The sequence below is a fragment of the Micromonospora yongxingensis genome (assembly GCF_052601155.1).
Genome location: NZ_JBQXEO010000024.1, coordinates 19,923 through 46,035 on the forward strand (window position 1 = coordinate 19,923; position 26,113 = coordinate 46,035).

Genomic DNA, 26,113 nt, shown 5'->3' on the forward strand with positions numbered 1-26,113 from the left:
TGCACCCTATGCGGTGCCGTGATCTCCCCGCCCCGCGGTGCCCCGACCGGGTTCCGCGTCGTGCACCCGGAGGAATCCGGTGACGGCGGCCGGCCAGCTGAACTCCTCGGCCCGTGCCCGGGCGGCCCGCCGCCGCTCCACCTCCGGGCGGGCCACCAGCCGGGTCACCGCAGCCGCCATCGACGCCGCCGAGCCGTACGCCGCCAGCCCCGCGGCGCCGACCACCTCGGGCAGGGCGCTGGCCGCGTTCACCACCACCGGCGTGCCACAGGCGAGCGCCTCCAGCCCGGCCAAACCGAAGGTCTCCACCGGGCCGGGTGCCAGCACCACGTCGGCGCTGGCGAGCAGCGCGGCCACCGTGGCGCGGTCGGGCAGGAACCCCGTGAACGTGACCGGCAGACCGGCGGCGCGGCGGGTCAGCGCGGCGCGCAGCGGGCCGTCCCCGGCCATCACCAGGACCGCCGGCACGCCGGCCCGGCGCAGCTCGGCGAGTGCCCGTACGGCCAGCTCCGGGCGCTTCTCCGGGGAGAGTCGGGCGCAGTGCACCAGCAACAGTTCCCTCGCATCGGCGTAACGCTCGCGCAGCCGCGGGTCCGCCCGGTCCGGGTGGAAGGTGTCCAGGTCGACCCCGAGCGGCACCAGGTCCACGTTGTCCGCGCCGATGCGGTGGAACTCCTCGGCCGCCCACCGGGTGGTGCACACGACCCGGTCGTACGCCCGGCTGCTCGCCCGGTTGAGCCGATCGGCGGTCGGCCGGCGCAGCGCGTCCGGCACGCCCCACTGACCGAGCAGCCCGGTCAGCGACTCGTGCGAGACCATCACCGACGGCACCCCGTTCGCCTTCGCCCAGCGTCCCGTCCAGCGCAGCGACGACCGGTCGGAGACCTCCAACCGGTCCGGCGCCAATCCGGCGAGCACCCCTGCCAGCCGGCGCCGGCCCGCGAGCACCCGGTAGCCGCCGCTGCCGGGCAGCTCCGGCCCGGGCAGGGTGACCAGCCGACCCCACGGGTGCCTCTCGTCGGCGGCCCGTCGGCCCGGTATCACCAGCACCGGGTCGTGCCCGGCCGCCCGGTAGCCCTCGCCGAGGTGCCGCAGGGCGGTGCTCAGTCCACCGGAACGCGCGGTCACGAAGTTGGCGAGCCGCACGATCCGCAGCCCGCCGGCCGTCCCGCTCACGACGCGGCTGGCAGGCCGACGGAGGAGGCCACGGCCCGTACGGCGTGGTAGTGGCCGATCAGCTCGTCGCCGACCGCCGTCCAGCTCCGCCGGCTGACCGCGGCCCGGGCGGCCAGCCCGTACGCCCGCCGCCGCTCGGCGTCGCCGCCGAGCTCGGCCACGGCGGCGGCCAGCGCGTCCCCGTCGTTCGGCGGCACCAGCAGCCCGGTCACCCCCGTGTCGACCAGGTCGACCGGTCCACCGCTGGCCGGCGCCACCACCGGCACTCCGGAGGCCAGCGCCTCCTGGAGGGTCTGGCCGAAGGTCTCGTGCGGTCCGGTGTGCACGAACAGGTCCAGGCTGGCGTAGAGCCGGGCCAGGTCCTCGCCGTGCTGCACCCCCAGGAAGGTCACGCCGGGCAGCGCCCGCTCCAGGTGGCGGCGGGCCGGTCCGTCGCCGGCCACCACCACCCGCACACCGGGCAGCCGGGAGGTCGCCGCCAGCAGCTCCACCCGCTTCTCCGGGGCCAGCCGGCCGACATAACCGACGAGCAGCTCACCGCCGGGGGCCAGCCGGTGCCGCAGCGCCGCGCACCGCTTGGCCGGGTCGAACCGGACGGCGTCCACGCCGCGACGCCACAGCCAGATCCGCTGCACCCCGTTCGCGATCAGGTCGGCTGCGGCGCGGGTGGACGGGGCGAGGGTGCGCTGTGCCGAGTTGTGGATCTCCCGCAGTCGCCGCCAGGCCGCCGCCTCACCCCAGCTGACCCGGTAGGCCCGGGCGTAGGCCGCGACGTCGGTCTGGTAGACCGCCACCGTGGGCAGCCCGTACCGGCTGGCCAGCGTGGCCGCACGGCCGCCGAGAACGAACGGGCTGGCCAGGTGCACCACGTCCGGTGCCGCCGACAGCAGCGCCCCCGCCAGCCGGGTCGTGGTGGGCACGCCCAGCCGGAAGCCCTGATAGCGGGGCAACGGCACGCTGGGGATGCGCACCACCGGGTACGGCAACCCGTCGGTGTCCTGCCGGCTCGCCCCGTGCGGGGCGGGAGCGATGACGACCGGCTCGTGGCCCCGGGCGACGAGGTGTTCCGCCGTCCGCACCACGGAGTGCGCGACGCCGTTCACGTCTGGCGGGAACGACTCGGTGACGATGGCGATCCGCATGTCCACACCGTGCGGGTGTCACCGGTGCGCCAGACGACCGTCCGCTGACCGGCCGGCGAACAGTACGGCACAAGACCGCTGGCCGCCCCGCGGGACCGGGACGCGGCGGGTCAGACGTCGTAGCTGGCGCCGGCCCGGACCACCTCGAGCGGCCCGGTGTACGCGGCGGCGGCCGACTCCAGCGTGTGCGCCTCACTGCCCCAGGCGGCCACCAGGTGGGTGAGCAGCAGGCGGCCCACCACCGCCTTGGTCGCCGTCTCACCCGCCTCCCGGCCGGTGAGGTGCAGATCCGGCGGGTTGTCCGCGCCGTCGAGGTAGCTGGCCTCGCAGAGGAAGACGTCGGCGTTCTGGGCCAGCCGCAGCAGCGCGTCGCAGGGCGCGGTGTCCGACGAGTAGCAGAGCGACCGGCCGTCGTGCTCCAGCCGCACCCCGTACGTCTCGACGGGGTGGTTGACCCGGTCGACGGTGACCGTGAACGGCCCGATCGGGAAGGTGCCCGGTTGGAGGGCGTAGAACTGGTAGACGTCCTCCACGGTGCCGTCGTCGCCGTACGCGGCGCTGAGCCGGTCCGGTGCCCCAGCGGGCGCGTACACCGGCAGCGCCGGGTAGGGCCCGTCCGGGGCGTACCGGCGGACCACCACGTACGACACGGCGTCGAGGATGTGGTCGCAGTGCAGGTGGGTCAGCAGGATCGCGTCCGGGGCGTGCAGCCCCGCGTACCGCTGGAGGCTGGACAGCGAACCCGAGCCGAAGTCGACCAGGAGCCGGAAGCCGTCGGCCTCGACCAGGTAGGCCGAGCACGGCGACTCGGGACCGGGGAAGCTGCCGGCACAACCCAGGACCGTCAGTCGCATCGGGTTGTCTCGCTGTCACTGTCAGTAGCATGCGAGCCGGCCAACGTCCCGGCCATGATCTCTACCGACGCGTACGCCACGCTGCGCAGCCTACGCCGGGGTACCCGGCGGCAAGAATCATCCGCTGGAAGTTGTCACGAACGTGACACCCGTTCACGACACTCCGGGCAGCGTACGGGCCATCGACGCGTGCGTCGACGGCCCGTACGACAGGGACCACGGCGGTCAGGCCCAGAGCTGGCCGTCCAGGGCCTCCTCGGCGTCGGCGAGCGTGCCGCCGTACGCGCCGGTGGACAGGTACTTCCAGCCGCCGTCGCAGACCACGAAGGCCACGTCGGCACGGCGGCCGTCGCGGACCGCCTCGTGCGCCACCGCGAGCGCGGCGTGCAGGATGGCACCGGTGGAGAAGCCGGCGAAGATGCCCTCCACGTCCACGAGCTGCCGGGTACGCAGCACCGCGTCCCGGGTGCCGACCGAGAACCGCCGGGAGAGCACCGAGGCGTCGTACAGCTCCGGCACGTACCCCTCGTCGATGTTGCGCAGGCCGTAGACCACCTCGCCGTAGCGCGGCTCGGCCGCGACGACCTGGATGCCGTCTACCTTCTCCCGCAGGTACCGCCCGGTGCCCATCAGGGTGCCGGTGGTGCCCAGCCCGGCCACGAAATGCGTGATGGTGGGCAGGTCGTGCAGCAACTCCGGCCCGGTCGTCTCGTAGTGCGCCCGGGCATTCGCCTCGTTGCCGTACTGGTACAGCATCACCCAGTCCGGATGCTCGGCGGCGATCTGCTTCGCGGTGGCGACGGCCTGGTTGGAGCCACCCGCCGCCGGCGAGAAGATGATCTCAGCGCCGTACATACGGAGCAGTTGGACCCGCTCGGTGGAGACGTTCTCCGGCATCACACAGACCAGGCGGTAGCCGCGCAGCTTGGCCACCATCGCCAGCGAGATGCCGGTGTTGCCGCTGGTCGGCTCCAGGATGGTGTCACCCGTCCGGAGCCGCCCGGCCTCCTCGGCGGCGCGGACCATGAACAGCGCCGCCCGGTCCTTGATGCTGCCGGTCGGGTTCCGATCCTCCAGCTTGGCCCAGAGCCGCACCGGTGGAGCGCCGTCCGGCACCGTCGGGGAGAGCCGGGGCAGGCCGACCAGCGGCGTACCCCCGCACGCGTCGAGCAGGCTGTCGTACCGCGCCATGACGACCGCCCTCAGCGGACGGCGACAGCGTGCTGGCTGATCGCCGCTGCCGCGGCGAAGCCGAACGCGCCGCCGGCCACGGCCGGCAGGATGGTGACGCTGTCGCCGTCGGAGAGCTTGGCGTCCAGCGCGCCGAGGAAGCGGACGTCCTCGTCGTTGACGTAGACGTTGACGAAGCGGTGCAGCGTGCCGGTCTCGGTGACCAGGCGGCCGCGCAGCCCGCCGTGCCGGGAGTCCAGGTCGGCGAGCAGGTCGCTCAGGGTGTCGCCGGTGCCCTCGACGACCTTGGCGCCGCCGGTGTAGCTGCGCAGGATGGTGGGGATGCGAACCTCAATGGCCATGATGTCGTGCTCCTCGTTCGGGTGTGCCTACGGTGACGGGACGAACCGGGTGCGGACGCTGACGGGTCAGCGGCCGGAACACTCGTAGTCGACCGTCGCCGGGCTCTGCCCGAACATGTAGGACTGGACGGCGTGCGGATCCACCCCGGCCTCCACGACCTGGACCGGCTCCTCGGCGACCACGCCGTCGACGATCCGGAACGACCGGATCTCCTCCGAGTCGGGCTCGCGCGTCGAGACGAGCAGGTAGTGCGCGCCCGGCTCACCGGCGAAGGAGACATCCGTCCGCGACGGGTACGCCTCGGTGGCGGTGTGCGAGTGGTAGATGACGACGGGCTCCTCGTCCCGGTCGTCCATCTCGCGCCACACCCGCAGGTGCTCCATCGAGTCGAACTCGTAGAAGGTCATCGACCGCGCGGCATTGTCCATCGGAATGTGCCGGGTCGGGGTGTCGCTGCCGACGGGACCGGCGACCACGCCGCACGCCTCGTCGGGGTGGTCCCGGCGCGCGTGGGCGACGATCGCGTCGATGATCGACCGGTCGATGCTCAGCACGTGCTCCAGCCTAACGCCTGCCGGGGCGCGGGCCGAAGTGGCGCGGGTCACCACTAGTCGATCAAGGCGTTGAGCAGCGACTCCTGCAGATATCCGAGATATGCGTAGACCGACAACTGGAACACCCGGCTGGACGCCGGATCCTCGGCCACCGCGTCGTCCAACTCCTCGCCCAGGTCCGTGCCGTCCTTGATCTCCAGCCGGACGCCCATCGCCAGCCGGGCGTCGTTCAACGCCCGCAGCCACGCCTCCGCCGCCTCGGCGTCCAGCCGTACCTCGCCGCCGGCCTCGTCGGGCAGCGCCGCCAGGATCGCACCGGCCTGGTCGATCTTCGCGGTCTTCAGGTCGCCCTCGGTGTAGCGGCGGAACTCGGCCGAGCCGGCCGCGTCCTCCGGGTAGACCTCCGGGAAGAGCCGGCCGACGACCGGGTCGGTGTGGTCGAAGCCATCGGTGAGCAGACCGACCACCTCGGTGGCGACCTTGCGCAGCACCCGGACCTCGTCGACGGCGAAGGTGGCGACGTAGCGGCCGGCCTGGCGGCGGAACATGCTCACGAGCGGTCCACCGTCGCCCACAGCCCGTACGCGTGCAGCTGCGACGCGTCGTGCTCCATGCGTTCCCGGGCGCCGGTGGAGACCACCGCCCGGCCCTTGTGGTGCACGTCCAGCATGAGCTGCTCGGCCCTCTCCCGGCTGTAGCCGAAAAGCTTCTGGAAGACCCAGGTCACGTAGGTCATCAGGTTGACCGGGTCGTCCCACACGATCGTCACCCACTGCCGGTCGGACGCCGGCACCTCGTCAGTGGCCGGCGTCTCGACCGGTGCAACCTGCGGAGCCGCCATGCCCCCCATCGTGCCACCGGTTTCCCGGAACCGAGGAACCGGAACGCCGGCCCGGCGAGGATCACCCAGCCCGGCCGCGCCGGACCCGCCCTGGGCGTCGTCCGAGGCACGGTGCGGTGCGGACCCGGGTCGGTGGGCGGCCACGCGGTCAGGCGAGCAGGATGCCGTGGTCGACTGCATCGGAGAGCACCGCGCCCAGCGAGAGGCGGATCACCTCGAACCGTCGGGAGATCTCCCGGGACAACCCCAGCTCGACCTCCCGCAGCGCACGCTGGGACCACGCCCGCGCCGCGTTGTGGTCGTCGTTGCCAGGGGTACGCCAGGTCTGCCAGCACCCGCCGGAGAGCGCCACCGCGACCGGCGGGAGCACCTCGTCGCGGGCCGCGGTCGGGTAGCCGGCGAGCGCGTCGATCGCGTCCGGGCCGGTCAGCCCGGCCACCCCGGCCGTACTGGTGATCAGCAACACCCGGTCCAGGTCCCGGCCGGACCGGTGATCGGCCAGGCCGTACTGAACGGCGGTGGCGATCCGGCGGCGTACGCCCTCCGCTGGCGGCGCCCCGAGCACCCGGGTCGCGGCATCGGCGATGATGCCCCGCACCGCGTGATCGCACTGGGCGGTCGCGAGCAGCGACAACGCCGCCATCTCCCGGTCCAGCAGCTCCGGCAGGCCGGCGCAGCCGACCCCGAAGACGATCTCCTGAACCACCCGCAGGTGGGCGTTCGCCAACTCCAGGGCGAGGTGCTGGCGGATCCGCTGGGCGCAGGAGCGGGTCTGCCGGTCGAGCTGCTCGGACCAGTCCCCCGGGTCGGCGACCACGGCCACCCGGTCGTGCTGGCCCGGGAACACCGGCGGATCCACGCTGGCCCGGTGCAACCCCTCGTCGGCCGCCCAACCCACCAGCGCCCGGCGCAGGTCGGCCGCGGAGTCGGCGTCGGAGATCGGGAACCACCGCGCACCGGCCAGCGCCGGCACGGCGGCCAGCAACGCCGCCCGGTGCGCCGCCACGGTCACCGCGACCGGGTCGACCTCGCCGGTCACACCGCCGGCCGGCGGGACGGACGCCCCCGCGTCCTCCGTCGTCGCCGCGCCCGGGGTGACCGCGAAGACGACCCGCACCGGGGCCGAGGCGACCTCGGCGAGCAGGTTCAGCTCAGCGGCGGTGAACGCCTGGTCGGCCGCGATCACGAAGAGCAGCGCGCCGGCCCGGCCGACCGCGTCGAGCAGCACCCGGCCGCCGGCCACGCCGAGGGTGCCGCTGTCGGGTGTGTCGATCAGGGTGAAGTGCCGCAGCAGCGGCTCGGGCACGCTCAGCTCGACCCGCCGGGGCGGGCGGGCCAGCGCCGGACCGGCGGCATGCCGGTCGGCGCCGTAGGAGTGCGGCTGGCGGTAGCCCGGCACGTACGCCGCCCGGCTGGGCACCTTCGCGTGCCGTACCACCAGCCAACTGCCCGCCGGCACGGTGAGCATGACCGGGTCGAGCCCGAGCAGGGTGGCGAGCACCGCACGACGCTCGGCGCCGGCCGGGCCGACGGCGACCACGCCGAGCGGCTCCTCCGAACCGGGACCGGTCACGCCGACCCGGGTGGGCAGCGGGCCGCAGCGCGGCAGGTCGGTCGGGCCGGCCATGTCGTCCGGCGAGTCGACCGAGGGGAGAGGGCCCTGCTTCATCAGGTGGCCTCCCGTGGCGGGCGACCGGCGCGCCGGTCGCGTGGAGAAAATCCGGTGACAGAACCCGGATGTCGGAACAGTACGTGCGGACCGGTGACCGGGCCGAACACTTCGGATACTCACCAGTAATCGCGAGATTACTCAACTTCGGTGCGTGACGGTACGCGCGCGGACAGGTTTCGATGGATATGCTGCCCGGATGAGTCGATGGAAGTTCGTCGGCCGAACCGAGGAGCTCAACCGCCTGCTGGCGGCGGTGACCGGCGAGGCCGGCCGGGGGCTCTTCTTCAGCGGCAGCGCGGGCATCGGCAAGAGCCGGCTGCTGCGCGAGGGCGTGAGCACCCTGCCCACCGACCGCTACGCGATCTGGTCCATCGCGGCCAGCGCCACCACCGCCGCGCTGCCGTTCGGCGGGCTGGTGCAGGTCCTTCCCGCCGAGCAACCGCAGGGGCTGTCCCCCGCAGGCATTCTGCGCTGGGCACTGGGCGTCCTGCAACAGCAGGCCGCCGGTCGGCGGATCGTGCTCGCCATCGACGACGCGCACCTGCTCGACCCGCCGTCGGCGGCGCTGGTGCACCTTGTCGCCCGGGCGGAGAACGCCACGGTGATCGGCACCCTGCGCGACGGCGAGCAGATCCCGCTGCCGATCCGGGCACTCTGGACCGACGATCTGGTCGAGCACGTCGAGCTGACCCCGATGCCGCAGGCCGAGACCGCCGGTCTGCTGGCGGCGATCCTGGGTGGCCCGGTCGACGCCGGCTCCGCCGACCGGCTCGGCCGGCTGTCGGCCGGCAACCCACTTCTGCTGCGGGAGCTGGTGCACGCCGCCAACGGCAGCGCGGAGCTGAAGCGCACCTACGGCATCTGGAAGTGGACCGGGCGCCTGGAGTTGGCACCCAACCTGACCGATCTGATCGACACCCGGGTCGGGCAGCTCACCGACGGCGTCCGCGCGGTCGTCGAGCTGGTCGCCTTCGGCGAACCGCTGGGTCTGCACCTGCTCAACCTGGCCGCCGAGTCGGCCGACGTGGAGATGGCCGAGGAACGCGGGCTGATCAGCGTCGTGCAGAGCGACCGCCGGACCAACGTCCGGCTGGCCCACCCGCTCTACGGCGAGGTGATGCGACGCCGCTGCCCGGTCAGCCGCACCCGCCGGCTCCAGGCGCACCTCGCGGAGCTGCTGGAGCAGGTCGGCAAGCGCCGCCGCGACGACCTCCTGCGGGTCGCGGTGTGGCGGCTCGACTCGGGCACCGCGCAGGACCCCGCCCTGCTGGTCGACGCGGCCGTGCAGGCGTTCACCCGCTACGACGTGCCGCTGGCGACGAGGCTGGCCCGCGCCGCGCTGAACGCCGACGGCGGCTCGGACGCCGCCGAACTGCTGGCCACCATTTTGATGTTCGCCGACCGGCCGGACGAGGCGATCGACGTCCTCGACGCGGTGACCCCCGACCCGGGCGACGAGCGGCGGCTCTGCCGGTGGCTGACCGTGCGGGGGATGGTCAGCTACTGGGGGCTGAGCCGGGAGTCCACGGTGGAGGAGATCGCGAGCCGCGTCGAGCAGCTCAGCGACTCCGCCGACCGGGCCCGGGTGCACGCCTTCGAGGCGATCATGCGACTGCACCGGCTGGACACGGCCACCGCCGTCCGGCTCAGCCAGCGGGTGCTGGACCGGCCTGCGGCCAGCGTCGCCGCCCGCGAGCTGGCCCGCAGCACCATCGCGTACGTCCAGGCCGCGCAGGGCCAGCTCGCCCGCAGCGGTACGGCGATCGCCCAGGTGCACTCCGCGGCGGCCAGTTGGCGCACCGACATGCCGTACCTGCAACTGGCCCTGGAGCTGGCCCGGGGCACCCGGCTCATGCTCACCGGCGACCTGGTCGGGATCGACGCGATCGTCGCCGACGAGTTCGCCGACCTCGCCGGTGCCGGTGACTTCCGGCTCGGCACCGGCTACCTGGCCATCCTCCAGGCGTACGCGGCCCGCCTGCGCGGGCAGAGCGACGCGGCGATGCGTACCTCACTGGGCGCCTGCGCGGTGCTGGCCACCAGTCGGGTTTATGCCGGTCTGGCTCAGGCCGAACGCGCCCAGGCGGCGGCGCTGCGCGGCGACGCGGCGCAGGCCGCGGAGGCGATGGCCGAGGCCGACCGGACCCACGCGCCGGGCATGGCGGTGCTCTACCCCTGGCTGGAGCAGGCCCGAGGCGCGGTCCTCGCGGCGTCGGGCGACCTGCCCGGCGCGGCCAAGCAGCTCAGCGATCTGGTGGACCGGCTGCGCGCGGACGGCTTCGCCGGGCACGAGGTGCACGTCCTGCACGACCTGGTCCGGCTGGACCAGGCGGGCGCCCCGGTCGGCCCCACCTGCTCCGACGGCGGCCGGCGCACCGTCGCCCAGCGCCTCGCGGAGCTCTCCGAGCAGGTCGACGGGGTGCTCCCACCCCTGCTCGCCCGGCACGCCCGGGCCGCGGTCACCGACTCCGCCCCGGACCTGCTCGCCGTCGCCGACGACTACTCCGCGCTGGAGCTGCACGTGTACGCCGCCGAGGCCACCGCCCAGGCCCTGCACCGGCTGCGGCAGCAGCACTCGCCGGCGGCCGGTGAGGCCCGGGAGCGCCTGGCCGGGCTGCTCGGCCGCTGCGACCTGATCCGCACGCCCGCGCTGCACGCCGGGGCGCCGGTGCTGACCGAACGTGAGTGGCAGGTGGCTCGCCTCGCCGCCCACGGCGCGACCAGCAAGGCCATCGCGGAGCGTCTCTACCTCTCCGCCCGCACGGTGGAAAACCACCTCCAGCGGATCTACACCAAGCTCGGCGTGACCGGCCGGGCCGAACTGTGGGCCGCGCTGCGGTCGATCCCGGGCCACGAGGGCGGCGACGCGGGCTGAACCTTAGGCTGGGGCGGTGAGCACCCTCCGCCCCGCGCTGCTGACCGACCACTACGAGCTGACGATGGTCAGCGCGGCCCTGAAGGACGGCACCGCCGACCGCCGCTGCGTCTTCGAGGTGTTCAGCCGCCGGCTACCCACCGGCCGCCGCTACGGCGTCGTCGCCGGCACCGGCCGGCTGATCGACCTGGTCCGCGACTTCCGCTTCGACCCGAAGGAGATCGACTTCCTGCGGAGGACCGGGGTGGTCGACGAGGCGGCGGCCGCCTGGCTCGCCGACTACCGCTTCACAGGCGACATCGACGGGTACGCCGAGGGTGAGCTGTTCTTCCCCGGTTCGCCGATCCTCACCGTCTCCGGCGGCTTCGCCGAATGCGTCGTGCTGGAGACCCTGGTGCTCTCCGTGCTCAACCACGACAGCGCGGTGGCGGCCGCCGCCGCCCGGATGGTGACCGCGGCGCGCGGTCGGGCTCTGATCGAGATGGGCTCACGCCGGGCGCACGAGGAGGCCGCGGTGGCCGCGGCGCGGGCCGCGTACCTGGCCGGGTTCCGGTTCACCTCCAACCTCGCCGCCGGCGCGCGCTACGGCATCCCCACCGCCGGTACGGCGGCGCACGCGTTCACGCTGCTGCACGACGACGAGCGGGCGGCCTTCGCCTCGCAGGTCGCCACGCTGGGCAAGGACACGACGCTGCTGGTCGACACGTACGACATCAGCCAGGGCATCCGCAACGCGATCGCGGTGGCCGGGCCGGAGCTGCGGGCGGTACGGATCGACTCCGGCGACCTGGCGGTGATCGCTCAGCAGTCCCGGGAGCTGCTGGATTCGCTGGGCGCCACCGAAACGAAGATCATCGTCTCCGGCGACCTGGACGAGTACTCCATCGCCTCGCTGGCCGCCGAGCCGGTGGACATGTACGGCGCGGGCACGGCCGTGGTCACCGGCTCCGGCGCGCCGACCGCCGGGCTGGTCTACAAGCTCGTCGAGGTCGAGGGACGGCCGGTGGTGAAGCGCTCCGAGCACAAGGCGACCATCGGTGGCCGGAAGGTGGCCGTCCGCCGACACAAGCCGACGGGCACCGCCACCGAGGAGGTCATCGTGCCCCAGGGTGTGCCGGACCGGCAGCCCAACGATCGGATGCTCCAGCGCTCGTACGTGGTCGAGGGCGAGACGGTGGCGCTGCCCTCCCTGGACGAGTCGCGGGAGCACCTGCGCGAATGCCTGATCTCGATCCCGTGGGAGGGGCTGAAGCTCTCCGCCGGCGACCCGGCCGTGCCGGTCACCGTCGTACCCGCCGACTGAGCCTCGCCCAGGACCGTCACCACAGACCCGATCGCGAGGAGAGGAAGATCCCGATGGCCAACGCGCTGATCATCGTCGACGTGCAGAACGACTTCTGCGAGGGCGGCTCGCTGGCCGTCGGGGGCGGCGCCGGCGTGGCCGCCGGCATCTCGCGGCTGCTCGCCGCCGAGCCCGACCGCTGGGCACACGTGGTCGCGACGAAGGACTACCACATCGACCCCGGCGCGCACTTCGGCGATCCGCCGGACTTCGTGGAGTCCTGGCCCCGGCACTGCGTGGTCGGCACCAGCGGCTCGGAGTTCCACCCCGACCTGGAGACCGGGCGGGTCGAGGCGATCTTCCACAAGGGCGAGCACGCGGCGGCGTACTCCGGCTTCGAGGGGCATGCCGACGACGGCGAGTGCCTGGCCGACTGGCTGCGCCGACACGACGTGGACCGGGTCGACGTGGTCGGCATCGCCACGGACCACTGCGTCCGGGCGACCGCTCTGGACGCCGCCCGGGAGGGCTTCGCCACCACCGTGCTGCTCGAACTGACCGCCGCCGTGGCCCCGGCGACCACCGACGTGGCGCTGCGGGCGATGGAGGGCGAAGGGGTGACCCTGCACGGTCAACCTGTGATCAGGGCCGCATGAAGCGGTAATTGGCTGGTCATCCGCCCGCCTCCGGTCGAGGATGTCGCCGGAGGTACGGACCCACGTGAACATGAAGCCTTACCGGGATGCGCTCGCCATACCCGGCCTGCGGTCGCTGCTGCTGCTCGCCGTCCTCGCCCGCATCCCGCTCACCGCGACCGGCGTGACGCTGACCTTCTACGTGGTGCTCGACCTCGACCGGGGCTACGGGGCGGCCGGTCTGGTCGGAGCGGCCGTCACGGTCGGCGCGGCGATCGGCGGCCCGCTGCTCGGCCGGCTGGTGGACCGGCGTGGCCTGCGCCCGGTCCTGGTGCTCACCGCGATCGCCGAGGGGCTCTTCTGGACCACGGCGCCCTCGCTGTCGTACCAGCTGCTGCTGCCGGCCGCCTTCGTGGCCGGCTCGCTCGCCCTGCCCATCTTCTCGGTGGTCCGCCAGTCGATCGCCGCGCTGGTCCCGGAGGACCGGCGCCGCCCGGCGTACGCGCTGGACTCGATGTCGGTGGAGCTGTCCTTCATGATCGGCCCGGCGCTGGCGGTGGCGCTGGTCACGGCGATCTCCGCCCGGACGACCCTGTACCTGGTCGGCGCCGGCATCGTCGCCGCCGGCATCGGTCTGTGGCTGCTCAACCCGCCGACCCGCAGTGCCGCCGAGCCGACCGGCCCACGGCGTCGGGTGCCCCGCCGGGAGTGGTTGACTCCCCGACTGCTCGCCGTGCTGGCCGTCAGCGCCGCCGCCACGCTGGTGCTCGGTGGCACCGACGTGGCCGTGGTGGCCGTGCTGCGGGCCAGCGGCGAGGTCGGTTGGACCGGCGCCGTGCTGGCCATGTGGGCGGTCGCCTCGCTGGTCGGCGGGTTCGCCTACGGCGCCGTGCACCGGTCGCTCTCCCCGCTGGCGCTGGCCGCTGCGCTCGGCCTCTGCACCATCCCGGTCGGGCTGGGCGGCTCGCACTGGTGGCTGCTCTCCCTGGCGCTGATCCCGGCGGGCGCCCTCTGCGCGCCGACCATCGCGGCCTCCTCGGACGCGGTCAGCCGGCTGGCCCCGCCCGAGGTGCGCGGTGAGGCGATGGGCCTGCACGGCTCGGCGGTCACCGTCGGCATCGCCATCGGCGCGCCACTCGCCGGCGCGGTGATCGACGCCAGCGCGCCGCTCTGGGGCTTCGTCGTGACCGGCGCCCTGGGCGCGCTCGTCACCCTGGTGGTACTCCCGATCGAGCTACGCCGCCGCCGGAACGCCGACGCGGCCGCTCTGGTACCGCCCGTCGAGGCCGACTTCACCTCCGCCACCCGCTGACGGCCGGCTCACCGCCGCCGTCACCGACCGGACCGTGCCCGGCCGGCAGGCGACTTCGCCCGCCAAAGACGGCGGCCGTCGCGACTGGCCTTGCTGACCGTCGCTGTTCCTGGTGGCCCGCGCCGCCGTGGCGGCGACCGTCTCTTGGTGGCCCCCACGGCCATGGCGGCGACCGTCGGAGCCGCATGCGCAAATGAGCGTGATACCTCTGAGGCATATTTATGACTCACAGGTATCACGCTCATCAGGAAGAGATGCCCGACGAACCAGGGGCGGGACGAGCGCGGTACCGGACATGGCGACGGGCGCCGCTCCCGGGTGGTCCCGGGGGCGGCGCCCGTCGTACGGCTGCTGCGGTGAGCGTCAGTGCCGGTCGATGTCGCTGGCGGTGTCCTCGCGGTAGCTGGCCCCGCCGTCCGACTGGCTGGTGAGCGGCTTGGCGCCACCCTCCGGCGGGCCGGCCAGGCTCTGGCCGCCGGCGGCCAGCTCCGGGAACTTCGCGTCGAACGCCGGCCGCTCGGAGCGGATCCGGGGCATCCGGTCGAAGTTGCGCAGCGGGGGCGGGCTGCTGGTCGCCCACTCCAGCGAGTTGCCGTGACCCCAGGGGTCGTTCACCTCGACCACCGGGCCGGTCTTGTACGACTTCCAGCAGTTGTAGATGAACGGCAGCGTGGAGATACCGGTGATGAACGCGCCGACCGTGGAGATCATGTTCAGCGTGGTGAAGCCGTCGCTGGGCAGGTAGTCGGCGTACCGGCGGGGCATGCCCTCGTTGCCGAGCCAGTGCTGCACCAGGAAGGTGGTGTGGAAGCCGATCATGGTGAGCCAGAAGTGCACCTTGCCCAGGCGCTCGTCGAGCATCCGACCGAACATCTTCGGGAACCAGAAGTAGATGCCGGCGAAGACCGCGAACACGATGGTGCCGAAGAGCACGTAGTGGAAGTGCGCCACCACGAAGTACGAGTCCGACACGTGGAAGTCGATCGGCGGGCTGGCCAGCAGCACACCGGTGAGACCACCGAAGAGGAAGGTGACCAGGAAGCCGACCGCCCAGAGCATGGGCGTCTCGAAGCTGATCTGGCCCCGCCACATGGTGCCGATCCAGTTGAAGAACTTCATACCGGTCGGCACGGCGATCAGGTAGCTCAGGAAGCTGAAGAACGGCAGCAGCACCTGGCCGGTGGCGAACATGTGGTGCGCCCAGACGCTCATCGAGAGCGCGGCGATCGCGACGGTCGCGGCGACCAGACCCTTGTAGCCGAAGATCGGCTTGCGGGAGAAGACCGGGATGACCTCGCTGATGATGCCGAAGAACGGCAGCGCGACGATGTAGACCTCAGGGTGCCCGAAGAACCAGAACAGGTGCTGCCAGAGCATCGGCCCGCCGGTCGCCGGGTCGTACACGTGGGCGCCGAGGATGCGGTCCGCGGCCAGCGCGAAGAGCGCGGCGGCCAGCAGCGGGAAGACCAGGATCACCAGCAGGCTGGTGACCAGGATGTTCCAGGTGAAGATCGGCATCCGGAACATGGTCATGCCGGGCGCGCGGAGCGTCAGCACGGTGGTGATCATGTTCACGGCGCCGAGGATGGTGCCCAGACCGGAGATGGCCAGACCCATGATCCACATGTTGGCGCCGACGCCGGGCGAGTGCTCGACGCTGCTCAACGGCGCGTACGCGAACCAGCCGAAGTCGGCGGCGCCACCGGGGGTGATGAAGCCGGCGGTCGCCATCGTGCCGCCGAACAGGTACAGCCAGTAGGCGAAGCTGTTCAGCCGCGGGAAGGAAACGTCGGGCGCGCCGATCTGGATCGGCACGATGTAGTTCGCGAACGCGAACACGATCGGCGTCGCGAAGAACAGCAGCATGATCGTGCCGTGCATCGTGAAGAGCTGGTTGTACTGCTCGGGCGACAGGAACTGCAGCCCGGGGCGGGCCAGCTCAGCCCGCATGACCAGGGCCATCAGGCCACCGATCATGAAGAACACGAACGCGGTGACCATGTACATGATCCCGATTTGCTTCGCGTCCGTGGTACGCAGCAGCCGCGCGATGGCCGACCCCTTGACCGGCTCCCGGACCGGCCAGGGCCGGGTCACGACCGGCTTGGGTGCGACGGTGGTCACGAGTGGCCTCCGGTTCTCGGTTGTCCCGCTCGGCACACGCTGGTTATCGGCGGGCCGTCATCCGCAGGAAGAATAGTCCCCGGCAGGTCGGAGCGCCGCGTGGGGTGGCGGGACACGATCTACAGCGGGCCCACCAGCAACCGGTAGTGCTCTCCGAAGATCCGGCCGCCACGTCCGCGCAGCAGCGGGTCGCGCAGCGCCGGCGGCACGTCCCTGGTCCGGTTGCGGTCCCGGGTCCGGTCCCGCACCCAGCGGGTACGCGGACGCCGGCGACTCTCGTACGCGACCAGGGCCGCCTCCACGCTGCCGGCGGCCCGTAGCGACTCGGCCAGCACCACCGCGTCCTCCAGCGCCATGGCCGCGCCCTGGGACAACGTCGGCGCGGTGGCGTGCGCGGCGTCGCCGACCAGCAGCACCCGCCCCCGGTACCAGCGGCCCAGCTCCACCTCGTCGGTGATGCCGACGTGCACCCCGTCGAGTGCCGCGAGCACCTCGGGCACCGGGCCTCGGTAGTCGGCGAAGAGTTCGCGCAACCGGGCCAGCGGGTCGGCGGGGGCATCGGTGCCGGCCTCGTCGGCGTAGCAGTGCAGCCGACCGGCGCCGATCGGCACCATCAGGAACCCGGAGCGCTGGCCGAGCAGGGCGGTCCACTCGGTGACGGGCGGGCCGTCGCGCAGCACGGCCCGGTAGACCACCTGCCCGACGGGGCGGGGCGGACCGCCGAGGGACGCCAGCGCGCGGACCGAGGAGCGCGGCCCGTCGGCGCCGATGACCAGGTCGTACTCGGTGCTGGTGCCGTCGGTGAAGGTGACCCCGACCCCGCCCGGGAGCAGGTCCAGGGTGCGGACCTCGGCGCCGTGCCGGACGGCGCCGCCGGCGCCGCTGAGCAGCACCCGGTGCAGGTCCGCCCGGGGCAGCGCCCGGCATTCGCCGACGCCGGCCCAGAGGGTGTCGAGGTCGACCTCGCAGAGCGGCGCGCCCGCGGCATCGAAGAAGCGTTGCCGACGGATGACCTGGCCGAGCGGGCGGACCGGGTCGTGCAGGTCCAGCCGGCGCAGCGCGCGGGCGGCGTTGCCCGGCAGGTAGAGCCCGGTCTCGGTGGACTCCCCCGGTGGCAGCTTGTCCGTGACGTCGGGCCGGAAACCCGCCAGGCGTAGCGCCCGGGCTACGGCCAGGCCGGCAATGCCCGCGCCGACGACGAGGATGCGCAGGGGGGAGCCACCCATGGTGGTGTACGCCTCCGGAGGGGATGCGGCACGCGTTGGAGGCAACACGCTACTCGGCGCTATCGGTGCACGCCAGAGTCCGATCGGCCCGCCCGGAGCCGCTCGTCGGCGGTACGCGTCGCGTAGCTGGACGTCGCCCGGCAGCCGTCCGGCGCGGGCGTGGCAATCCTCACATTTCACCAGTTTGACGCGCACGGTTGCGCACGAGTTTCAGACATGTAAATGTGTCATTGAGCGTGGGAGCGCTCCCGCACCTGCCCCGACCCAGTCCGGCGCCCGGCACGCGCCGCAGTCAAGGAGCGTCATGAAACGTCCACTTCGGGCATTGGTCGCCACCGGCCTGCTGCTCGGCGGCTCGATCGTCGCCGTGGCACTCGGCGGCAACGCCTCCGCCGACACGCAGATCTGCGAGCAGTACGGCTCGACCGTCATCCAGGGCCGCTACGTGGTGCAGAACAACCGCTGGGGCACCACCGCCCAGCAGTGCATCAACGTCACCGACACCGGCTTCGAGATCACCACCCAGAACGGCAGCAACCCCACCAACGGCGCGCCCACCGCGTACCCCTCGGCGTTCTTCGGTTGTCACTACACCAACTGCTCCCCCGGCACGAACCTGCCGATCCAGGTGAGCCAGATCAGCAGCGCCACCAGCAGCATCAACTACCGGTACGTCAGCGGCGCCATCTACAACGCGTCGTACGACATCTGGCTGGACCCCTCGCCCAAGCGGGACGGGGTGAACCAGATGGAGATCATGATCTGGCTCAACCGGCAGGGCTCGATCCAACCCATCGGCTCGGTGGTCGGCACGACGAATCTGGCCGGCCGCACCTGGGAGGTCTGGCGGGGCAGCAACGGCTCCAACAACGTCATCTCCTACGTCGCGCCGTCGCCGATCACCAGCCTGAACCTCAGCGTGCTGGACTTCATCAACGACGTCCGCAACCGGGGCGCGATCACCAACAGCTGGTACCTGACCAGCATCCAGGCCGGCTTCGAGCCCTGGCAGGGCGGCGCCGGCCTGGCGGTGACGTCGTTCTCCGCCGCCGTCAACGGTGGTGGCACTCCGCCCACCACGCCGCCGCCGACGACCCCGCCGCCGGGTGGTGCGGGATGCGCGGTGAAGTACACGGCGAACTCGTGGAACAACGGCTTCACGGCCGACGTGCAGATCACCAACACGGGGTCGAGCGCGCTGAACGGCTGGACGCTGACCTACAACCTGCCCAGCGGGCAGCAGGTCACCAACGCCTGGAACGCCACGGTGACGCAGAGCGGGTCCGCGGTGACCGCGCGGAACACCGGCCACAACGGGTCCGTCCCGCCCGGCGGCACGGCCAGCTTCGGGTATCAGGGGACGCTGAGCGGGTCGTACTCGTCACCGACCAGCTTCTCGCTCAACGGCGCCACCTGCTCAAGGACCTGACCAGTATTGCCACTGACAGCGGCAAAGGGGGTGTGACTCGACGAGTCACACCCCCTGCGCTGTTCGACAACCTCACTCGCTCACGTAGGGCGATAGAGCGAGTCCATGCTCGGCGAACTTTCGCCCGCCAGGTCGCGTGAGTTGCAGCGACAAGGCGAGTCAATTCACCAGTGCGATTATCAGAGGCTGGGTATCCGGAGCAAAGAATTCATGATCAGGCCGAGGTTCGATGTGGATATGAGCGCCAATGTCACCTTCCTCCCCGAACTCTTCCAGCATGGACGCAAAGGTCTCCAACTCTTCTGCGCCACCCCTTATGTGCAAAGCCGACCGATCCGACACGAAGGAGATTACGATATGCCCTGAGGTACGTTCATATTCGATTGACGACAGCGCCTTGTCGTAGGGCCATGGATCCCCGTCAACATTCAGGGAAACGCTTCCTCGAATCGAGCGGAGAGAAGTTGCGAGAGTCCGCAATTCTGTGCCCGTACCAGAAAGTTCCAACTCGTTGGCGCTCTCGGCATAACGAACCTTCATATCAACCCTTCACATCCGTAACATCAGCAATAGTCGCCAGGCCTGATCGTAGACGGGTCAATCGCGGTATGGGGATCCCTTAGCGGCCCACTATTGACCGTTCGCCCGTTGATCTGCGTCTCCAGGTTGAGGTGGGGACCCTCCTGCTGGACGTGTGGAACATTAGGATTTACATCGAATCGTGCGATCTTGCGCACCTTGTTGCCGTTTTCGTCGATATATCCATTTTCGAACTGCACAGCTCTGCTGCCCGACTCGCGCGACATCGGGTTGTCGCCGACATGGACCGCAGCGCGGTCTAGCGCCTCGTCCATGGAAATATCGCGATTATGAACAAGAACCGGAGATCCCCCACTGACCACGTAGTACGTGTGCAGAGAGTCGACAGTCAGGTCGTGCATGACCCTGCTACGGATGTACGACTTGACGCTCCTGACCGCTACGGCGGCGCCATCGAGCGCATAGAGATGTTCACCCACGCGGAGATCGCCGGCGTACACCCATTCGAGCCGGTCCGCGCTCCACACTGGGTGATGCTGAGTCGTCTGGACCATCACGTCACGACCGGCAATCGTGAGAGTCAGATCCGTCAGGTCGACGTCGACATTGACATGGGTCGCCACGACTTCCTCTGGAACTGACCCACCGGTCTCCGGGTCTGTCGCGACGACACGGTCACCCAGCTCGACCTGCTCAATCGGCTTGGTGGATCCATCGGCGAGGAGCACGAGCGTGCCTGGGGCGAAGCTGTGGCAGGCCTTCTTTCCTGCCTTGAGGAAGTCCTTGACACCGGTGATCAGCTTGCCGAGCAGGTCCTTGACCCGGACGCCGAGTTCGTAGCCCTTTTTCCACTTGAACGGACTGCCGTATTTCATGGCCAGCTTGCCCAGCATGCCGCCCACGAACGAGCTGGCAACGGTGATTGCGGTGTTGACGCAACCCCCGATGTCGCCCTTCATGAAGCAGTCGAGCGCGTCCGTTATACCCAGCTCGTCCATGGCGATCTTGGCGAGTGCCTTGCCGGCCTCGAGGAGGACGGCCTTGGCCTTGGCGATGCGCTGCTGACGGGCGCGCTCCGCGGCGGCAGCCGCCCCGCCGTCGCCGCCCCCGCCACCGTCCTTGGCGCGTGGGTGGTTCTCCTGTGGGGCGTGCGGGTCGTACGACCCGGAGCAACCGTGGCAACCGTCGTTGTGACCCGGGACGTCGTGGTAGTTGCCGTACATGTCCTCGTAGTCCGCCCCAGGCCCGCAGGCGTCGTCCGAACAGGCCTTCAGTCCATCCGGATCCGAGAACGAAATTGGGTTGTTGTTCGCGTACGCGTACCCGTGCATCTGCTGTGGGTCGTTGACGTCGATGATCGGGTCGATCGAGATGAACCGACCGATCACCGTGTCGTACTCGCGGGCACCGATGTTCACCAGACCGGTGCTGCTGTCCTGATTGCCGTTGACGAAGCCCTTCTCCGTGGGCCACTGACCCGGCGAAGGCGGGGCACCCCGCGACTCACCGAACGGAGTGCTCCGGCGGTGGACGATGCCGCCCGTCTCGTCCACGACAGCCTGGCCGGTGCCGTGGTGGTCCGGCGCGATGTAGCGCACCCCGTCCAGCTTCCGGACGATCGTGCCGCCGCCGGGCACGGAGTAGTAACGGGTGCCGTCGGTGGCGTGGGTGTTGGTGTTGAGCCGGATCTCCATGCCCGGCAGGTAGAGCGTCGTCGTTCCCGGCTCCTTGCGGAGCATCCGGGAGCCGTCGACGTCGTACAGGAAGCTGGTCTTCTTGCCGTTGGCCGTCGCTGATTCGAGGTTGCCCTCGGCGTCCCAGACCAGGGTCTGGTCCTCGCCCACCTTGGTGCGCTTCGTGGTGTTGCCGGCGTTGTCGTACCCGTAGGTGTAGAGCCGGTCCCCGGACGGGGTCTTCTCCGTCATCTTGCTCACGGTGTGCGGCTTTGCCTGGCCCGGGAGAGGTTGCTCAAAGCTGCGTTCCAGCAGCGGGGTGCCATTCGTCGCGTACTGGATCTCGGACTTGCGGTTGCCGACCTCGTCGTAGGTGTAGGCGTGGTGGTACGGCGCGATACCGCCGACGCCTGTGGCGGACGGACCGCCAGCGCACGGGTCGGTGGCGGTGCTGGCCGACGTCCAGGCCCGGTCCATCCGCCGGAGGTAGTCGTAGGTGAAGCACTGCACGTCGCGGGTCCCGGTCGGGGTGTCCGCGATGCGAGTGATGTTGCCGGCGTCGTCGTAGCTGTACCGGGCGTCGATGTCGATGACCGGCGCGCCGGCGCGTTCGAGCTGGACGTGGCTCAGCCGCTTCGAGGCCCGCTCATACCCGTACGTCGACCAAGCCTTCTTCGTGCCGAGCTGCACCTCCGACTGGAGCACCTCGCCGGTCGCCGCATAGGAGACGTCGGTGACGTATGACGCGTCGCCGATGCTGGCTTTCAGCCGCTCCAGCGCGTCGTAGGTGTATGCGATCGACTCGAACGGTAGCCCGCCACCGTCCGACATACCGACCGTCTGTACCGTGCCGTCGAAGTTGTACTCGGTGCCGAAGCTGTAGAGACCGGCGAGCTCGGCGCCCGCCTGCTCCGGCACCTGGTAGTAGGTCTCGTGCGGGCGGTAGAACTCGTCGTAGGCGCCGTAGTAGGTGACGTACTGACCGCCGTCGACGGCGTGCCGGGTGGTGGCGGAGAGCTGGCCGAGCATCTCCAGGTCGTAGGTCCACTCACTCAGCAACTGCCCGGTATTCGGATCCGCGCCCTTGTACACCGCGGTCTTCCGACCGATCGCGTCGTACCGGTAGCTCACCGAAGCGCCGACCCCGTTGGTGCTGACGGTCGGCCGGTCCAGGTCGTCGTACTTGAAGTACGAGTGACCGGCGTCCGGATCGATCGATTCGGTCTTGCGACCACGCTGGTCGTACTTGTTCTCCCACAGGTTGCCCAGCGGGTCCTTCACCGTCGCCAGCTGACCTGAAGAGGTGTACGTGTACTCGGTCTTGTCGTAGGCGCCGCTGGGCCCGGTGCCCTTGTACTGGAGCAGCTGGGTGGCCTGCCCCAGCGCGTTGGTGATCGTGGTGCGCGGCGTCTCGCCCTGGGGCGGGTCGACCGACACCCGGTCACCCCCGTAGGTGGTGGTGGTCCGCCACTTCTCGGTGGTGCCGTCCAGGAAGATCTGGGCGGTCACTCGGTCGGCCCCGTCATAGACATAGGCCGTCTGGGCGTTGGTGTCGGCGGGAACGGCCGGATAGATCGTGTCAGTGGGCGCACCCGCGGCCTGATAGGTGGCGTATGTCCGCTCCACCTTGCCGGTCGGGGTGTAGAACGTGTCCGCAACCATGCGGGTGCCGTCCGGGCCCTCGGTCTGGATCTGCCGGGGACGCAGCAGACTGTCGTAGAGCTGGTACTCCACGCTGTAGCTGCCGTCGTTCTGCCGCTTCTCGGTCTTGACCGCCGTTGGCTTGTCGGCGCGGACCAGGTACGTGTACTTGGTGTTCGGCGGTAGTCCGCTGACACCCGTGCTGTCCGGCATCCACACCTTGGAGAGCCGGCCCAACGGGTCGTACTCCAGGACGCTCTTCAGCCCGTTGGGGTCGACCTGCTGGATCGGGCTGCCCCAGGCTGGGGCGTAGTTGGTGACCGTCTCGTGCAGGAGAGGGCTCTTCTCCTTGACCTGGGTGGTCAGGCCGTTGGTCTCGACGTAGCTGGTCGTGGTCACAGCACCGACCGCGTCGGTTGCGGTCAGTGGCCGACCGTAGCTGTCGAACGTGCCCTCGGCGACCCGGGCGTAGGTGGCAGTGGTGCCGTCGTGCGTGGCCAGTCGCTCGGTCCGCGTCGGGTTGCCGGAACTCTTCGACTTGCCGAAAGCCTGCCCGTCGTAGTATGTGCGGTCATCCGTGATGACCTGGGTGGCCCGGTTCGGGGTGGTCGCGCACTTGACCGAGACCGACTCAACCCGGGAGACCAGGTCCTTCAGGTAGAAGGGCAGGTTGGTGCCGTAGGTGGTGGCGTCGGTGACATAGCTGGTACGGCTGCACGCCTCGTCACCGGTGACGTCGACATCGCCCTCGTTTTCGGTCTGGTAAGCCCGGCCGTACGTCGTGTCGTAGCTGGTGCTGGTCTTCGTCTGCCGCCATCCGCCGGCCGCGAGAGCGGTGTAGTCCCGGGTGGAGGCGGTGTTGACGAAGTACGATCCGCTGTTGCCCCAGCTGTGCGACTCGCTGCCGGTGTTGTACCGCCAAGGAGTCTTGATCGTCTTACTGATCTCCGTGGCGCCGTCGAACGTCTTGCTCTCGTACTGGAAACCGGAGAGCTCGTCGTGGTCGGTATAGGTGCCGCCCGTGGAGTCGGTGATCGTGACCGACCGCGGGTTGGTGCTGTCCGGATCGTCGTCCCCGTGCATGCCCCGCAGGTAGCGGTACTCCGCCTTGGTGGTCTGCGTCTGACCATCTCCCTGGGTCACCTGAACCCGACCGTAGCCGCGCCAGTCGCTCCAGGTCAGCTCCTTCGGGTCGCTGATGCCGTCCTCGGCGGCGTGCCGCCACGCGGCCCCGTCGAGGTAGTCGTACTTGGTGACCGAGTCCGGGGAGCGTGCCGTCCGGTCGGTCTCGATGACCGCGCTGACCACGTACTTGTGGAACCAGTCCGTGATTGAGTCGCCGCTGCCCAGCGGGTTCCATTTGACCGGGTAGCAGCGGCGGGTGCTCTTGCCCTCGGTTGGCAGGTTGCCCTCGGCGCAGTCCGGCGTCGCGTAGTTGACGTCGATCTCGGCGCCAGAATCGGTGTAGACCTTGGCAAGTCGGAATCGGATCAGAGGTGCGATGAAATCGCCCGTCCTGTCGATCCGGTTTGGCAGCTGGAGGCCGGCGAGTTCCACCGACGGCATGGCGGCGGTGCCGTTCACCAGGCCGGCGTGCGTGATCTTGTTGAGCCAGAGGGTGCGGCTGCCGTCACCGTTGTCGGTGAGCAGGTGGTCGAGCTTCCAGTTGTCGACCCCCGTCCAGCCGCTCGCGCCTCGGATCTCCGTGGTGATCCCGACCAGGCGCTTACGCGTCCAGAAGGTCGGGGTGATCTGGTCGGTCTTGCACTTGGTGTCCTTGACGCAGTTGCGGTCCCAGGGCACGTCCGGCCAGTACGGAGCGGTGGTCGCGTTGAGGTCCTGCGGGTCACAGTCGATCGTGCCGCTCGCCAGGCAGCGCTCGGCGGTGTCGAAGCGAACTCGTGCGGGAGCGTTGGTGCTGTAGACCTGACCGTCCTTCTGGCCGTAGTCGATCCGCTTCAGCCATCCAGCGCGGTGGTACTCGATCCCGTTGAGGTCGGTGCGGTTGCCGCGGGCGTACCAGTTGCTCTCGCGACCGTAGTAGTAGGACGAGACGTTGCCGTGGCGGTCCTTGGCATAGTCGAGGCTCCAACGCCACGCCTGGTCGCAGTACGAGTCGGCGAAGGCCGCCTTGTTGCAGGGCTCGTTAGCATCGTCGCCGAAGATCGGAACGGTCCACGTCGACGCCGTCTCCTCCTTGCCGGTGGTCCAGCCCGGTAGGCGGTTCAGCCCGAAGTAGTACTCGGTGCCACCGGTGGTGGTGACCCGCCAGTACTCGCCGTCGTTGTCACCGTTGTTGGCACCCGACAGCTTCTCGACCTTGGAACCGTCGTCGGAGCTGAACTTCCAGCCACCGGCGGTCTTGATCAGTTCGGTCGACTTGCCGTTCAGCAGGATGGTGGCGTTCTCGTACGCCCAACACTGGTCGGCGACCTCCTTGTGGCCGTCGTCAGCGCACGGCTTGTAGCGCCGTTCGATGTGGCCCGGCTCGTAGCTGAAGCCTTCACCAATCCACGAACCCTGATTGTTGGTGGTCGAGGTTCGGCCATCGACCGACTGCGACGAGTAGCCCAAGGTGATCCCCGGCCCTCCGCCGCCGGGAACCGGCGGCGTCTGCAGGGGGTACGACCAGGAGAAGCCGCCGGTGGACGGGGCGACCGACCACTTGGACGACGGGGACAGCTTGCTCGCCGAGTAGTCACCCTGCGAGGAGGAGTCACCGGCGGTCAGTGCAAGCAGGGTGCCGGTACTCGCGGTCGCGCTCACCTTTGCCGAGACGGTGCGCGCCTCGCCATTGTTCACGGTCGGCAGCGGCTGGGCGGCGCAGTCCTTGCGGTCGGGGGTGCTGAGGGCGCACTCCGGGAGCCGGGACAACCGCAGTCGGCTGCCGAAGTCACCGCCGAAGGCACCTGCGAGCCCTTCGTATCCGACGGCAAGCTGGACGTCACCGGGGGTGAGCTGCCCATCCGTGCGCGCGACCCGGACGACAGGCCCGTCCACCCGGGCCTTCTCGGCGGCTTTCCGGTCAAGGACCTCTACCCGCACCTTGCCAGGTACTGGCGGCGTGGCGGTGGGACCGGTCGGGACGGCCGGAGCCCCCGGCGCCGCGGCCTTGCCGCCGGGGGCCACCGGCGCGGCAGGCGCGAAAACTGAGACGGTCAGCCCGCCGGCCTTCGCGGTGGTTGCCGGACCGGCGGCGGCCGCCCGATCGGCGACGGAAGGTACGGCCGACGGCAGTGGAGCCACGATGATCTCGGTGGCACCCGCCGCCGGCCAGGTGACTTGGGCCGGCTCAGTGGTGGCCGCAGCCTCGGCGGCGTCGGGCTTCTTCGGCTTGGCCGGCGGCGAATCCCGCTTCGGCAGGACTTTGCCGGAATCGGCAGCCTTCGGGCGGGTACGCCCTTCGGCGGTAGCGGCGGGGGCAGTGGCAACCTGGATGAAAGTCAAACTCATCACGCTGGCCATCGCCCAGGAAACCGGTCGCTTGATCCGGCGTTGCAGCACGCCGGGCGCGACCAACTGGCGGGGGAACATCAACCCTCCACGGGTGGTCGGGGAAATCGGCAGGGGCCGTCGGGCCGCCCGCTACGGGCGGCCCGACTGC

18 protein-coding genes are annotated in these 26,113 nt (G+C 70.6%); 5 read left to right on the plus strand and 13 right to left on the minus strand.

Annotated features, from left to right (window positions below; translation table 11 throughout):
- Positions 1-6 precede the first annotated feature (6 nt).
- The 9 genes from ACTWLT_RS24775 to ACTWLT_RS24815 form a co-directional block, all read right to left on the minus strand.
- Positions 7-1,176 carry a glycosyltransferase gene (locus ACTWLT_RS24775; RefSeq protein ID WP_445320428.1) on the minus strand — a complete coding sequence of 390 codons (1,170 nt, stop codon included), beginning with the start codon at positions 1,174-1,176 and terminating at the stop codon, positions 7-9.
- Positions 1,173-2,318 carry a glycosyltransferase family 4 protein gene (locus ACTWLT_RS24780; protein ID WP_445320429.1) on the minus strand — a complete coding sequence of 382 codons (1,146 nt, stop codon included), beginning with the start codon at positions 2,316-2,318 and terminating at the stop codon, positions 1,173-1,175. Before ACTWLT_RS24780 ends, ACTWLT_RS24775 begins: the two co-directional genes overlap by 4 nt.
- 110 nt (positions 2,319-2,428) lie before the next feature.
- Complete coding sequence (locus ACTWLT_RS24785) at positions 2,429-3,172, minus strand: MBL fold metallo-hydrolase (RefSeq protein WP_252418551.1); 744 nt, start codon at positions 3,170-3,172, stop codon at positions 2,429-2,431.
- Between the two features lie 225 nt (positions 3,173-3,397).
- Positions 3,398-4,363 (minus strand): PLP-dependent cysteine synthase family protein, encoded by a 966-nt coding sequence (locus tag ACTWLT_RS24790; RefSeq protein ID WP_252418552.1) that lies wholly within the window; start codon positions 4,361-4,363, stop codon positions 3,398-3,400.
- Between the two features lie 11 nt (positions 4,364-4,374).
- Positions 4,375-4,704: a MoaD family protein gene (locus ACTWLT_RS24795; RefSeq protein ID WP_445320430.1), complete on the minus strand. Its 330-nt coding sequence runs from the start codon at positions 4,702-4,704 to the stop codon at positions 4,375-4,377.
- Positions 4,705-4,770: 66 nt separating this feature from the next.
- Positions 4,771-5,259: a M67 family metallopeptidase gene (locus tag ACTWLT_RS24800; protein ID WP_179782375.1), complete on the minus strand. Its 489-nt coding sequence runs from the start codon at positions 5,257-5,259 to the stop codon at positions 4,771-4,773.
- Between the two features lie 53 nt (positions 5,260-5,312).
- A complete protein-coding gene (locus tag ACTWLT_RS24805; protein ID WP_445320470.1) occupies positions 5,313-5,807 on the minus strand; it encodes a DUF2017 domain-containing protein in 495 nt (164 codons plus the stop codon).
- A gap of 2 nt (positions 5,808-5,809) precedes the next feature.
- Positions 5,810-6,100, minus strand: a complete 291-nt coding sequence (clpS, locus tag ACTWLT_RS24810) for an ATP-dependent Clp protease adapter ClpS (RefSeq protein WP_179782374.1) — start codon at positions 6,098-6,100, stop codon at positions 5,810-5,812.
- 148 nt (positions 6,101-6,248) lie between these two features.
- Positions 6,249-7,769 (minus strand): P-loop NTPase family protein, encoded by a 1,521-nt coding sequence (locus ACTWLT_RS24815; RefSeq protein ID WP_445320431.1) that lies wholly within the window; start codon positions 7,767-7,769, stop codon positions 6,249-6,251.
- A 199-nt stretch (positions 7,770-7,968) separates the two neighbouring features.
- Between ACTWLT_RS24815 and ACTWLT_RS24820 the strand changes: the two genes are divergently transcribed.
- The 4 genes from ACTWLT_RS24820 to ACTWLT_RS24835 are packed head-to-tail and all read left to right on the plus strand — an operon-like array spanning position 7,969 to position 13,876.
- Positions 7,969-10,647 (plus strand): LuxR C-terminal-related transcriptional regulator, encoded by a 2,679-nt coding sequence (locus tag ACTWLT_RS24820; RefSeq protein WP_445320432.1) that lies wholly within the window; start codon positions 7,969-7,971, stop codon positions 10,645-10,647.
- Positions 10,648-10,663: 16 nt separating this feature from the next.
- Entirely contained in the window at positions 10,664-11,950 is a 1,287-nt protein-coding gene (locus tag ACTWLT_RS24825) for a nicotinate phosphoribosyltransferase (RefSeq protein WP_445320433.1), read from the plus strand.
- Between the two features lie 53 nt (positions 11,951-12,003).
- Entirely contained in the window at positions 12,004-12,585 is a 582-nt protein-coding gene (locus ACTWLT_RS24830) for an isochorismatase family protein (protein ID WP_445320434.1), read from the plus strand.
- 40 nt (positions 12,586-12,625) lie between these two features.
- Positions 12,626-13,876 (plus strand): MFS transporter, encoded by a 1,251-nt coding sequence (locus ACTWLT_RS24835; protein ID WP_445320435.1) that lies wholly within the window; start codon positions 12,626-12,628, stop codon positions 13,874-13,876.
- A 363-nt stretch (positions 13,877-14,239) separates the two neighbouring features.
- Here the strand turns inward: ACTWLT_RS24835 and ctaD are convergent, their stop codons facing one another.
- Positions 14,240-16,000 (minus strand): aa3-type cytochrome oxidase subunit I, encoded by a 1,761-nt coding sequence (gene ctaD, locus ACTWLT_RS24840; protein WP_252418560.1) that lies wholly within the window; start codon positions 15,998-16,000, stop codon positions 14,240-14,242.
- A gap of 119 nt (positions 16,001-16,119) precedes the next feature.
- Positions 16,120-17,226 (minus strand): FAD-dependent monooxygenase, encoded by a 1,107-nt coding sequence (locus ACTWLT_RS24845; RefSeq protein WP_445320436.1) that lies wholly within the window; start codon positions 17,224-17,226, stop codon positions 16,120-16,122.
- A 304-nt stretch (positions 17,227-17,530) separates the two neighbouring features.
- On the opposite strand from ACTWLT_RS24845, the gene ACTWLT_RS24850 reads away from it, so the two are divergent.
- Positions 17,531-18,655: a glycoside hydrolase family 12 protein gene (locus tag ACTWLT_RS24850; RefSeq protein WP_445320437.1), complete on the plus strand. Its 1,125-nt coding sequence runs from the start codon at positions 17,531-17,533 to the stop codon at positions 18,653-18,655.
- 159 nt (positions 18,656-18,814) lie between these two features.
- Here ACTWLT_RS24850 and ACTWLT_RS24855 read toward each other — a convergent pair whose 3' ends face one another.
- Together ACTWLT_RS24855 and ACTWLT_RS24860 are read right to left on the minus strand one after the other, a co-directional pair.
- Complete coding sequence (locus ACTWLT_RS24855) at positions 18,815-19,195, minus strand: Imm32 family immunity protein (protein ID WP_445320438.1); 381 nt, start codon at positions 19,193-19,195, stop codon at positions 18,815-18,817.
- 23 nt (positions 19,196-19,218) lie between these two features.
- Complete coding sequence (locus tag ACTWLT_RS24860; RefSeq protein ID WP_445320439.1) at positions 19,219-26,043, minus strand: RHS repeat-associated core domain-containing protein; 6,825 nt, start codon at positions 26,041-26,043, stop codon at positions 19,219-19,221.
- Between the last annotated feature and the right edge of the window lie 70 nt (positions 26,044-26,113).

Excerpts from the sequence above, each read along its gene's own strand:
- ACTWLT_RS24785 (WP_252418551.1), bottom strand. The coding sequence starts at position 3,172 with ATGCGACTGACGGTCCTGGGTTGTGCCGGCAGCTTCCCCGGTCCCGAG.
- ACTWLT_RS24850 (WP_445320437.1), top strand. The coding sequence starts at position 17,531 with ATGAAACGTCCACTTCGGGCATTGGTCGCCACCGGCCTGCTGCTCGGC.
- ACTWLT_RS24855 (WP_445320438.1), bottom strand. The coding sequence starts at position 19,195 with ATGAAGGTTCGTTATGCCGAGAGCGCCAACGAGTTGGAACTTTCTGGT.
- ACTWLT_RS24795 (WP_445320430.1), bottom strand. The coding sequence starts at position 4,704 with ATGGCCATTGAGGTTCGCATCCCCACCATCCTGCGCAGCTACACCGGC.
- ACTWLT_RS24835 (WP_445320435.1), top strand. The coding sequence starts at position 12,626 with ATGTCGCCGGAGGTACGGACCCACGTGAACATGAAGCCTTACCGGGAT.
- ACTWLT_RS24805 (WP_445320470.1), bottom strand. The coding sequence starts at position 5,807 with ATGTTCCGCCGCCAGGCCGGCCGCTACGTCGCCACCTTCGCCGTCGAC.
- ACTWLT_RS24845 (WP_445320436.1), bottom strand. The coding sequence starts at position 17,226 with ATGGGTGGCTCCCCCCTGCGCATCCTCGTCGTCGGCGCGGGCATTGCC.
- ACTWLT_RS24830 (WP_445320434.1), top strand. The coding sequence starts at position 12,004 with ATGGCCAACGCGCTGATCATCGTCGACGTGCAGAACGACTTCTGCGAG.
- ACTWLT_RS24820 (WP_445320432.1), top strand. The coding sequence starts at position 7,969 with ATGAGTCGATGGAAGTTCGTCGGCCGAACCGAGGAGCTCAACCGCCTG.
- ACTWLT_RS24790 (WP_252418552.1), bottom strand. The coding sequence starts at position 4,363 with ATGGCGCGGTACGACAGCCTGCTCGACGCGTGCGGGGGTACGCCGCTG.
- ACTWLT_RS24815 (WP_445320431.1), bottom strand. The coding sequence starts at position 7,769 with ATGAAGCAGGGCCCTCTCCCCTCGGTCGACTCGCCGGACGACATGGCC.
- clpS (WP_179782374.1), bottom strand. The coding sequence starts at position 6,100 with ATGGCGGCTCCGCAGGTTGCACCGGTCGAGACGCCGGCCACTGACGAG.
- ACTWLT_RS24860 (WP_445320439.1), bottom strand. The coding sequence starts at position 26,043 with ATGTTCCCCCGCCAGTTGGTCGCGCCCGGCGTGCTGCAACGCCGGATC.
- ACTWLT_RS24780 (WP_445320429.1), bottom strand. The coding sequence starts at position 2,318 with ATGCGGATCGCCATCGTCACCGAGTCGTTCCCGCCAGACGTGAACGGC.